Here is a 9,634-nt window from a genome sequence, read left to right as displayed (position 1 = left end):
CCGGGCCCGCCCGGCCAGAAGACGGCCGCGATCCAGAACGCCAGCGCGCAGAGCGCCATCGCCGCGAAGAAGAGCGTCATGGCGGCGACGAGCGCCGCGGGCGGTCGATGTTCGGCCATTGCTTGTCCCGTCCCCGCGCGGCTCCGCCGGGGTTCGACAGGCCGCGCCTTCTCTCCTACCCTGTCCGGCATGACAGACAAGGAGGAACTCGCCGAGGCGCGGACCGACTGGGCCGAGGACCGCACCGTGCTCGCCAACGAGCGGACCTTCGCGGGCTGGATGCGGACGGGCATGACGGCGATGGCGATCGCGCTCGGCCTCCAGGCGCTGTTCCGCGCGTTCGAGCCGACCTGGGTGCCGAAGGCGGTGGCCACCGGCTTCGTCCTCGTCGCGATCTTCGTGTTCCTGAGCGCGGGGCGCGAGGCGCGCGCGACCCTCCGCCGGATGTGCAGCCACGACGCGCGCGCCCGATCCTCCCGCTCCATGACGCTGATCTCGGTCGCGCTCAGCCTCGCCTCGGCGGCGACCGGCACGATCCTGTGGCTTCTCTGACGGCGGCCATGGACCTCCGGGGCGTGAGTGCATACCCTTGGCGGACGACCCCCCGAGAGGCCGCGCGATGAGCGAGACACCACAGGCAGGCTACCAGGTCCTGGCGCGCAAGTACCGCCCGCAGACCTTCGACGACCTGATCGGACAGGATGCGATGGTGCGGACGCTGCGCAACGCCTTCGCCGCCGACCGGATCGCGCAGGCCTTCATGCTGACGGGCATCCGGGGCACCGGCAAGACGACGACGGCGCGGATCATCGCCAAGGGGCTGAACTGCATCGGCGCGGACGGGAGCGGAGGGCCGACGACCGACCCCTGCGGCGTCTGCCAGAGCTGCGTCGCCATCGCCGAGGGGCGCCATGTCGACGTGATGGAGATGGACGCGGCCAGCCATACCGGCGTGCAGAACATCCGCGACGCGATCATCGAGACGGTCAGCTACCGGGCCGCGCAGGCGCGCTACAAGATCTTCATCATCGACGAGGTCCACATGCTCTCGACGAGCGCGTTCAACGCGCTCCTCAAGACGCTGGAGGAGCCGCCCGCGCACGTGAAGTTCCTTTTCGCCACGACCGAGATCCGCAAGGTTCCGGTCACCGTCCTCAGCCGCTGCCAGCGCTTCGACCTGCGCCGGATCGAGCCCGAGGTGATGATCGCGCACCTCAAGAAGGTGGCCGCGAAGGAAGGCGCGGAGATCGCGGAGGAGGCGCTCGCCCTGATCACGCGGGCGGCCGAAGGCTCCGTCCGCGACGCGATGAGCCTTCTCGACCAGGCCATCGCGCATGGCGCGGGCGAGACCGGCGCCGACCAGGTGCGCGCGATGCTCGGCCTCGCCGACCGGGGGCGCGTGCTCGACCTCTTCGAGGCGATCATGGCGGGCGACGCGGCAGCGGCGCTGTCCGAGCTCGGCGCGCAATACGCCGACGGTGCCGACCCCGTGGCGGTCCTGCGCGACCTCGCCGAGATCACGCACTGGCTGTCGGTGGTGAAGATCACCCCCGAGGCGGCGGAGGACCCGACCATCCCCACGGCCGAGCGGATGCGGGGCGGCGACCTCGCCCACCGCCTGCCGATGCGCGCGCTGACGCGGATGTGGCAGATGCTCCTCAAGGCGCTGGAGGAGGTGAGGACGGCTCCCAATGCCATGATGGCCGCCGAGATGGCGGTGATCCGCCTGACGCATGTGGCCGACCTGCCGACGCCCGGCGACCTCGTGCAGAAGCTGATCGAGACCCCGCCCGCGCCCGCCGGCCCCGGCAATGGCGGCAGCCGCCCCACGCCCCCGCGCCCCGCCCCCGCGCCGACGGCCTCCGCCTCCGTCGCGCCTTCGGGCGGTCGGGGTCCGCAGGCCGCGCTCGCCGTCGTGCCGGGCCCCGAACTCGCCCGCTACCCGACCTGGGACAGCGTCGTGGCCTTCGTCGAGGGCGCGCGGGACATCAAGCTCCTGATCGAGGTGAAGACCTGCCTGCGCCTCGTCTCCTACGCGCCCGGCCGGATCGAGGTGGAACCGACCGAGGCCGCGCCGCGCGACCTGACCCAGCGCCTCAAGCGCGTGCTCGAGACCGGGACGGGCGCGCGCTGGACCGTGACGATCGGCACCGGCGGCGCGCCCACGGTGGCCGAGCGGGAGGAGGCAGCGCGCCGCGCGCTCGAGACCCGCGTCGCCGGGCACCCGCTGATGCAGGCCGTGCGCGAGGCCTTCCCCGAGGCCCGCATCACCGGCATCCGCACCCGCGACGACCTCGCGCGCGAGGCCGCAGAGGAGGCGCTGCCCGCCCTGCCCGACGCCGAGGACGCGGCCGAGACGGTTCCCGACGACTGGGACCCCTTCGAGGACGACTGAGCGCCCGCCCATGGGCGACCGGGCGCCGCAACCGCGCCCTGTCGTGCGGCGACGCCTTGTGACGGGCCGCGCGGGGGCGTATCTGGAACGAAACCGCATTGGGGGAAGTCTGACATGCTGAAGGGACTGGGCGGGCTCGGCGACATGGCCAAGCTCATGAAACAGGCGCAGGAGATGCAGACGAAGGTGGCGGAGATGCAGGAAAACCTCGCCTCCATGACCGTCACCGGCGAATCCGGCGCGGGGCTCGTCAAGGCGACGGCGACGGCGAAGGGCGAGCTGACCGGCCTCGACATCGACCCGTCGATCTTCAACCAGGACGACAAGGAAGTGGTCGAGGACCTGATCCTCGCCGCGATCCGGGACGCGCAGTCCCGCGCGCAGGAGCGGAGCCAGCAGGAACTCGCCAGGCTCACCGAGGAGATGGGTCTGCCGGCCGGCATGAAGCTGCCGTTCTGAGGACGGCCCTTGTCCCGCACCCCGTCCCATGACGGCGCGCCCCGCGACATCGAGGCGCTGATCGAGATGATGGCCCGGCTGCCCGGCCTCGGCCCCCGCTCGGCCCGGCGCGCGGTTCTGCACCTCGTCAAGAAGCGGGGCACGCTGATGGCGCCCCTGGCCGAGACGATGGGGCGCGTCGCCGACACCGCACGCGCCTGCTTCAACTGCGGCAACGTCTCGACCTCGGACCTCTGCCCGATCTGCGCCGACGAGGGCCGCGCGAACGGGCAGATCTGCGTGGTCGAGGACGTGGCCGACCTCTGGGCGATGGAACGGGGCGGCGCCTTCGCGGGACGCTACCACGTGCTCGGCGGCACGCTCTCGGCACTCGACGACGTGGGACCGGAAGACCTGCACATCCCGCGCCTCGTCGACCGGATCACGACCGAGCGCGTCCGCGAGGTCATCCTGGCGCTCAACGCCACGGTCGAGGGACAGACGACGGCCCACTACATCGCCGAGACGCTCGAAGGCACCGGCGTCGCGGTCACCTCGCTCGCCCAGGGCGTGCCCATCGGTGGCGAACTCGACTATCTCGACGACGGCACGATCTCCGCCGCGCTCAAGGCCAGAAAGGCGCTCTAGGAATGCCGATCGCCCCAGGATACACGGCGCTCATCTGCCCCGCCTGCACCGAGAACCAGCTCTGGATGGCGGAGGAGGGGCTCCAGTGCCGCCGCTGCGGCCACGCGGTGGAGCACGCGGGCGGCGTCCACGCGCTGAACCCCGCATGGGGCGAGGTGCCCCCCGTCCCCGGCGCCGCCGCCCACCCCGAGGCCATCGCGCGCGCCTTCTTCCCGACCGAGGCGGCGCGCGCCGGCCACTACCGCGACCTCGACATCATCCTGGGCCAGGTGCTCGGCCGGAAGAACTTCGGCGAGGTGCTGGAGATCGGCGCGGCCGGCGGCGCCTGGACCTGCGGCCTGTCGCAGGACCCGCGCGTGCGGAGGCTCTACGCCACCGAGACCTCGCCGACGGCGCTCGCGCATCTGGGCGAGATCACGGCCGGCGGCGCGGCGCTCGTCCTCGACAGCGGCACCGAGAGCCTGCGCCTCGAGATGGCGACGCTCGACCTCGTGGTCGGGCGCGGCGCGCTGGCGCGCGAGGCCGATCCGGCGACGCTGCTGACGAACGTGAAGCGCTGGCTGAAGCCCGGCGGCGCGGCCGTGTTCCTCGAGCCCTGCCTCCAGGGCAAGATCTGGACCGCCTTCGTGATGGACCTGATCCGCCGCTTCGAGGCGCAGGGCGGCGCGGGGCCGAACGGCGAGGAGGGCGGCGGGGGCTTTCTCGGGCGCCGCGCGGCCGCGCGCCGGGCGCCGCTCAGCACGCTGGCGCAGATGCGCCTCGAGGGGGCGGCGCGGCAGGTGATCCGCGGCGCGCAGGGCGAGGGCATGGGCGAGGACCGCGTCTTCGACATCGCGGCGCTCACCCATCTCGGCTACGAGATCGGCTATTCCGAGTGCTACCCGATCGACCAGCCGCAGGAGGACGTGACGCCGCTCCGGCGCCTGCGCAACACGCTCGACGGTCTCCTCGGCACCGAGAAGGCCGCGCTCGAACGCTACGCGCCGATCTTCGAGGCCCTGGAGGAGACCTTCGGCGCCCTCCCCGAGACCGCGCCCGTGGCGCCCAACATCTACTTCGTCTTCCGCACCTGAGCCCGCGGCGGCCTCGCTCCCGAAGTGCGTATTTCGGGAAAGATGAAGCCGGGGCCCCTTCATCTTTCTTCAAATACGCAAAAAGGACGCCGCCCCTCAGCGCATCGGGCTGAAGAGGGCGTCCTGGAGCGTGCAGTCGCGCACCACGTCCGCGCCGCAGTCCCGCGGCTCGAGCGCGCGGGTGAGGCAGATGCGCACCTCCTGCACCCGGCCCTCGCGGCAGGTGACGGTCAGCATGTCGGCCGCGAGATCCGGGTTCGCCTCGAGGAAGGCCTCCTCGATCACGCGGGCGGGCAGGCGAACCTCGCGGTCGAGGCGACGCAGGAGGTCGGGCCGGGCGATCCGTTCGTAGGCCAGCCGCGAGAGCGCGAAGTAGTCCTCGGACGACAGGCCCGAGCAGACCCCGTGCTTGCGCCACTGATGCCAGGCGAGGCCGGAGGAACCCATGATGTCGGCCATGGCGCCCGTCTCCCGGCGCGAGGGCGCGCGCTCGGATGTGGGGCACCAGGCGGGCCAGCCCTCCTCGTATTGCGGCCAGAGGCCGTGGAGGGTGAAGCCGAAGCTCTGGCCCGCGTCGCATTGCGGGCTGTCGCGGTCGTCGCCCTCGAGCGCGCACCAGGTGGGTGTCCAGCTGAGCGCCAGCACGTAGTAGTCGAAGGCGCCCGCCTCGCCGCCCTGCGCGCGGAGCCCTGCGGGCGAGAGTGCCGCGAGCACCGCCACGACCGTGAACGCCTTGCGCATTTGCCCTTCCCTCCCGCGTGCTTCGCGCCTATATACACAGCGATTTCCCCGAAATCGAGGACCGGCGGGACCCCTCCCGCAGCCGCTCCAACGGCCCGGCCCCGCATTTCGCAGACCCGCGTCCCGAGGAGGCGACAGACATGAACAAACCGATCATGGCCAAGGCCACCGCCGTCTGGCTCGTCGACAACACCACGCTGAGCTTCAAGCAGATCGGCGACTTCTGCGGGCTGCACGAGCTGGAGGTGCAGGGCATCGCCGACGGCGACGTCGCGGCGGGCGTGAAGGGTTTCGATCCCATCGTGAACAACCAGCTCACGCAGGAGGAGATCGAGAAGGGCGAGAAGAACCCGCTCCACAAGCTGCAGCTGAAGTTCAACCCCGCCGCGCTCGGCGAGGAGAAGCGCCGCGGGCCGCGCTATACGCCGCTGTCCAAGCGCCAGGACCGCCCCGCCGCGATCCTGTGGCTGGTGAAGTTCCATCCCGAGCTGTCGGACGGCCAGATCTCCAAGCTCGTCGGCACGACGAAGCCCACGATCCAGACGATCCGCGAGCGGACGCACTGGAACATCTCGAACATCCAGCCGATCGACCCGGTGGCGCTCGGCCTGTGCAAGCAGGGCGAACTCGATGCCGCCGTGCAGAAGGCCAACGCCAAGCGCGCGCGCGAGGGCGGCGTGATGTCCGACGACGAGCGGCGCAAGCTCGTCTCGACCGAGCAGAGCCTCGGGATGGATCCCGAGCCGCGCATCCCGACCGCGATCTCGGGTCTCGAGACCTTCTCGCTCAGCGATCCGCGGGACGAGGACGAGGACGAGCCCGCGCGCGAGGTCGACGCCGACAGCCTCTTCAACCTGCCGGACGACGACGACGAGGATGACGAGGACGACGCGCGCGACCGCCGCCGCTGAGGCCCGGTCCGGCGGGCTTGGCCGGAAGGGCCTTCCTCGGCTAGTCTGATCCCCGTGACGCGGCGACGCGAAGGGGGGACGCCATGCGCATCGGAACGCTCGCCCTTGTCCTGGGGCTGCTGCTGGCGCCGCAGGCGCGGGCCACGGGCTTCTGCACCGAGGCCTGGGTCGTGCGGAACATGATCTTCGACCGGCTCGGGCACTGTTTCTCGTCGGTCGCGGGCCAGGCTCTGTTCGACAATTCCGACTGCGTGATGTCGGGGCCGACCCCGCCGCCGGGCCTCGCCGAGGATGTCGCGCTCATCCGCGAGCACGAGGCGCTTCTCGGCTGCCGGATCGACACCTCGCGGCCGCCGACGCCGGAGATGCGGGCCGCCTTCGCGCGCTACGCGCGTCTCCGCGACCTGCCGGTGCCCGACCATCTGGGTTTCGCCTGCTGGGGGTATCGCGGCCCGGCGTTCCGGCTGCTCGCCGGTGCCTCGGTGGAGGCGCCGGAACTGGGGATCGCGCAGCCGGGGCAATCCATCGTCGTCGGCCACTGGACGCCGTCGAAGTCGCCGCCCTGGACCTACGGGACGGTCCTGACCGGGCCCGGCGGCGCGGTGATTGCCGAAGGCTGGTTCGCGGGCGTCGACATGAGCGACGCCTCTTGCGACCGGACGGCGGGCTGACCCGCCCCTCAGTGCGCCGGGATCGTCACGTTGTCGAGGAGCGTGCGCCCGCCATCGACGGTCAGCACCTGGCCGGTGACGAAGCCCGCGCCGTCCGAGGCGAGGAACTGCACCGCCGCCGTCACCTCGCGCGCACTGGCGATGCGCCCCAGGGGCGTGCATTGCATGATCTCGGCGCGCAGGCCCTCGGTCTCGTTCAGGCTCTCCTTCAGGCTGGCCGACATGACGGACCCGAAGGCGACGCCGTTCACGCGGATGCGGTGGGGCGCGAGCGCCACGGCGAGGCCGCGCGTCGCCGCGTCGAGCGCGGCGCAGGAGATGGAATAGCCCATGAGGTCGGGATGCGTCCGCCGCGCCGCGATGGAGGAGACGTTGACGATGGAGCCCACGGCCCCCTCCCCGTCGCCCGCGGCCTCGGCCTGCGCGATCATGCGGTTCGCCACGGCCTGGCTTAGGCGGAGGGCGGCGAACATGTTCTGCTCGAGAAGCGTGGCGACCGACCCGTCCGAAGGGTCGAGCGGATCGGTCGGCAGGATCTGCCGGCTCGCATTCACGAGGATGTCGATGCGGTCGAAGGCGTCGAGCGTGGCGGAGAGGAGGTTCGCCACCGTCAGCTTCTCGCGCAGGTCGCCCGCGAAGTAGCGCACCTGGCCCTTGTCGTCCTCGATCTCGCCGCACTCGTCGGCGAGGCGGGCCTCGTCGCGGTCGGTGAACATCACGTTGGCGCCCCGGTCGACGAAGTGCCGCGCGATGGCGAGGCCGACGCCGTTGGCGGCGCCCGTGATGATCGCGGTCTTGCCCTGGATGGAGAGTGTCATGCGTTGGGTCCTCTGGAGCGGCGCGCGGCCGTCCGTGGTTTCGCCGCTTCGTAGAGCTTGTAGCCCTCGAGCTCGCCGATCTGGCGGCCGGTGCCGAAGGCCTCCTTCAGCGCCGCCTCGTAGGGCAGATGCCGGTTCGCGACCATGATGAAGCGCCCCGACGGCGCGAGCATCCGCGCCGCCGCGGCGATGAAGGCGCGGCCGAGCGCGGGGTCGGCCCGGCGCCCGGTATGAAAGGGCGGGTTGCAGAGAATGGCGTCGTAGGGCGCCTCGGGCTCAAACCGCGTGGCATCGGCCCAGTGGAACGCCGCGCGCGGATCGTCGATGTTGGCGCGCGCGGCCTCGAGCATCTCGTGGTCGGCCTCGATCAGGTCGAGCCGCGCGATCCGCTCCTGCTCGGCCAGCACCTCGCCCGCGACATAGCCCCAGCCCGCCCCGAGGTCGGCGACGCGGCCCGAGAGTTCCGGCACGAGCGCCACGAGGATCTCCGAGCCACGGTCGGGGCCGTCCGCCGAGAAGCCGCCGGGCGCGGTGACGTAGCCCTCCTCCAGCGTCTCGGGGAGCGCGATCCACTCGGCGATCCCCTCGGGCAGGTCGGCGGGACGGTGCAGCCAGAAGAGCTTGCCGTGCGCCTTGGAGTAGACCTCCTCGACCGGGAGGACGGCCTTCACGGCGCGCAGGATCGCCTCGATCCCCTCCTCCTTGGCGCCGTCCACCATCAGGAGGCCGCCGGGCTTCAGGCAGGACAGCGCTTCGGCCACGGCGGCGAGGCTGCGGACCTTCGACTTCACGATCTGCACGAGGGCGGCGTCGAAGCCCCCCTCCCCGCCGAGTTCGGGCACCACGTCGAAACCGCGCGCGGCGAGCCGGTCGAAGTCGGGGCGGAACCCCTGCACCGCCAGCACATCACCGCCGAAGGCACCGAGATCGGCGTCGCCCCGCGCCATGAACGCCAGGACGCGTCCCTCGGGCCGTGGCAGCGCGCCGCCATCCAGCGCGAGGGTCCATCTGTCAGGGGTCATGAAACGGGCGGAGGACGCTCAGTCCTCCTTCTCCATCGTGCACTGCAGCGGGTGCTGGTTGCGCCGCGCGAAGTCCATGACCTGCGCGACCTTCGTCTCCGCGATCTCGTAGGAGAAGACGCCGACGACCGCCACCCCCTTCTTGTGGACGGTCAGCATGATCTCGACCGCCTGGCTGTGGCTGACGCCGAAGAAGCGTTCGAGGACGTGGACGACGAACTCCATCGGCGTGTAGTCGTCGTTCAGCATCAGCACCTTGTACATCGGCGGACGCTGCGTCTTGGGCTTGGTCTTGGTGATGACGTTGGTCTCGCCCTCTTCCCCGGGGGGCTTGTCGGGCTTGTCCGCCATCATCGTCCAGAAGTCGGTGCGCATCAGCGATCCGTTCGGCTGCGTGGTCTGTCGCTTGGCGGCAATATATATGCCACGTTGCGATTCAGGAAAGAGGGCGGCTTTCGGCATGACAACGGCGGTAAGCACGATCGGTTTCGACGCGGACGACACTCTCTGGCAGAACGAGACCTTCTACCGCATCACCCAGGACCGCTTCGCCGACCTCCTCGCGGACTATACCGACGCCGACCACCTCCACGCCCGGCTTCTGGAGGCGGAGCGTCGCAACCTCGGCCATTACGGCTTCGGGATCAAGGGCTTCATGCTCTCGATGATCGAAACGGCGATCGAGGTCACGGAGAAGCGGGTTCCCGCGCACGTGATCTCCGAGATCCTGGCCGCGGGGCAGGAGATGCTTGCCCATCCGATCGAGCTTCTGCCCCATGCCGAGGAGGTCGTACGGGAGCTTTCGGAGAGCCACACGCTCGTCCTCATCACCAAGGGCGACCTCCTCGACCAGGAGCGCAAGCTGGCGCAGTCGGGGCTCGGCGAGTTCTTCGACGCGGTCGAGATCGTGTCGGACA

Annotated in this window: 12 protein-coding genes; 8 read left to right on the top strand and 4 right to left on the bottom strand. The window is 71.0% G+C overall.

The genetic code is table 11. The features are described 5' to 3' along the window. The first annotated feature begins 189 nt into the window (after window positions 1–189). The 5 genes from ACTS11_RS09940 (at window position 190) to ACTS11_RS09920 (ending at window position 4,554) form a co-directional block, all read left to right on the top strand. Window positions 190–552, top strand: a complete 363-nt coding sequence (locus ACTS11_RS09940; protein ID WP_442640160.1) for a YidH family protein — start codon at window positions 190–192, stop codon at window positions 550–552. Between the two features lie 67 nt (window positions 553–619). Then, on the top strand, window positions 620–2,395 hold the full coding sequence (locus tag ACTS11_RS09935; protein WP_442640159.1) for a DNA polymerase III subunit gamma/tau: 1,776 nt from the start codon (window positions 620–622) through the stop codon (window positions 2,393–2,395). Between the two features lie 114 nt (window positions 2,396–2,509). After that, entirely contained in the window at window positions 2,510–2,854 is a 345-nt protein-coding gene (locus ACTS11_RS09930; protein WP_442640158.1) for a YbaB/EbfC family nucleoid-associated protein, read from the top strand. 9 nt (window positions 2,855–2,863) lie between these two features. Next, the gene (gene recR / locus ACTS11_RS09925) at window positions 2,864–3,481 is read left to right on the top strand and encodes a recombination mediator RecR (protein ID WP_442640157.1); all 618 of its coding nucleotides are present in this window, start codon (window positions 2,864–2,866) and stop codon (window positions 3,479–3,481) included. A 2-nt stretch (window positions 3,482–3,483) separates the two neighbouring features. After that, window positions 3,484–4,554 (top strand): class I SAM-dependent methyltransferase, encoded by a 1,071-nt coding sequence (locus ACTS11_RS09920; protein WP_442640156.1) that lies wholly within the window; start codon window positions 3,484–3,486, stop codon window positions 4,552–4,554. 96 nt (window positions 4,555–4,650) lie between these two features. On the opposite strand, the gene ACTS11_RS09915 is transcribed toward ACTS11_RS09920, so the two are convergent. After that, the gene (locus tag ACTS11_RS09915; RefSeq protein ID WP_442640155.1) at window positions 4,651–5,295 is read right to left on the bottom strand and encodes a ribonuclease T2 family protein; all 645 of its coding nucleotides are present in this window, start codon (window positions 5,293–5,295) and stop codon (window positions 4,651–4,653) included. 140 nt (window positions 5,296–5,435) lie between these two features. Here ACTS11_RS09915 and ACTS11_RS09910 point away from each other — a divergent pair, with 140 nt between their 5' ends. Further along, window positions 5,436–6,206: a DUF1013 domain-containing protein gene (locus ACTS11_RS09910; protein ID WP_442640154.1), complete on the top strand. Its 771-nt coding sequence runs from the start codon at window positions 5,436–5,438 to the stop codon at window positions 6,204–6,206. 83 nt (window positions 6,207–6,289) lie between these two features. Next, window positions 6,290–6,877 carry a DUF4453 domain-containing protein gene (locus tag ACTS11_RS09905; protein ID WP_442640153.1) on the top strand — a complete coding sequence of 196 codons (588 nt, stop codon included), beginning with the start codon at window positions 6,290–6,292 and terminating at the stop codon, window positions 6,875–6,877. A gap of 8 nt (window positions 6,878–6,885) precedes the next feature. Here ACTS11_RS09905 and ACTS11_RS09900 read toward each other — a convergent pair whose 3' ends face one another. The 3 genes from ACTS11_RS09900 to clpS are packed head-to-tail and all read right to left on the bottom strand — an operon-like array spanning window position 6,886 to window position 9,071. Then, a complete protein-coding gene (locus ACTS11_RS09900) occupies window positions 6,886–7,695 on the bottom strand; it encodes an SDR family NAD(P)-dependent oxidoreductase (protein WP_442640152.1) in 810 nt (269 codons plus the stop codon). Then, entirely contained in the window at window positions 7,692–8,717 is a 1,026-nt protein-coding gene (locus ACTS11_RS09895) for a class I SAM-dependent methyltransferase (protein ID WP_442640151.1), read from the bottom strand. Before ACTS11_RS09895 ends, ACTS11_RS09900 begins: the two co-directional genes overlap by 4 nt. Before the next feature lie 18 nt (window positions 8,718–8,735). After that, window positions 8,736–9,071, bottom strand: a complete 336-nt coding sequence (gene clpS / locus ACTS11_RS09890; RefSeq protein ID WP_442640161.1) for an ATP-dependent Clp protease adapter ClpS — start codon at window positions 9,069–9,071, stop codon at window positions 8,736–8,738. A 106-nt stretch (window positions 9,072–9,177) separates the two neighbouring features. On the opposite strand from clpS, the gene ACTS11_RS09885 reads away from it, so the two are divergent. Beyond that, window positions 9,178–9,634: HAD family hydrolase (locus ACTS11_RS09885; RefSeq protein WP_442640150.1), on the top strand; the 457-nt coding region annotated here is incomplete at its 3' end.

This window comes from Roseicyclus sp. (assembly GCF_052168335.1).
In the GTDB taxonomy this organism is placed as follows: domain Bacteria; phylum Pseudomonadota; class Alphaproteobacteria; order Rhodobacterales; family Rhodobacteraceae; genus Roseibacterium.
This window is presented reverse-complemented; position numbering and strand designations above follow the sequence as displayed.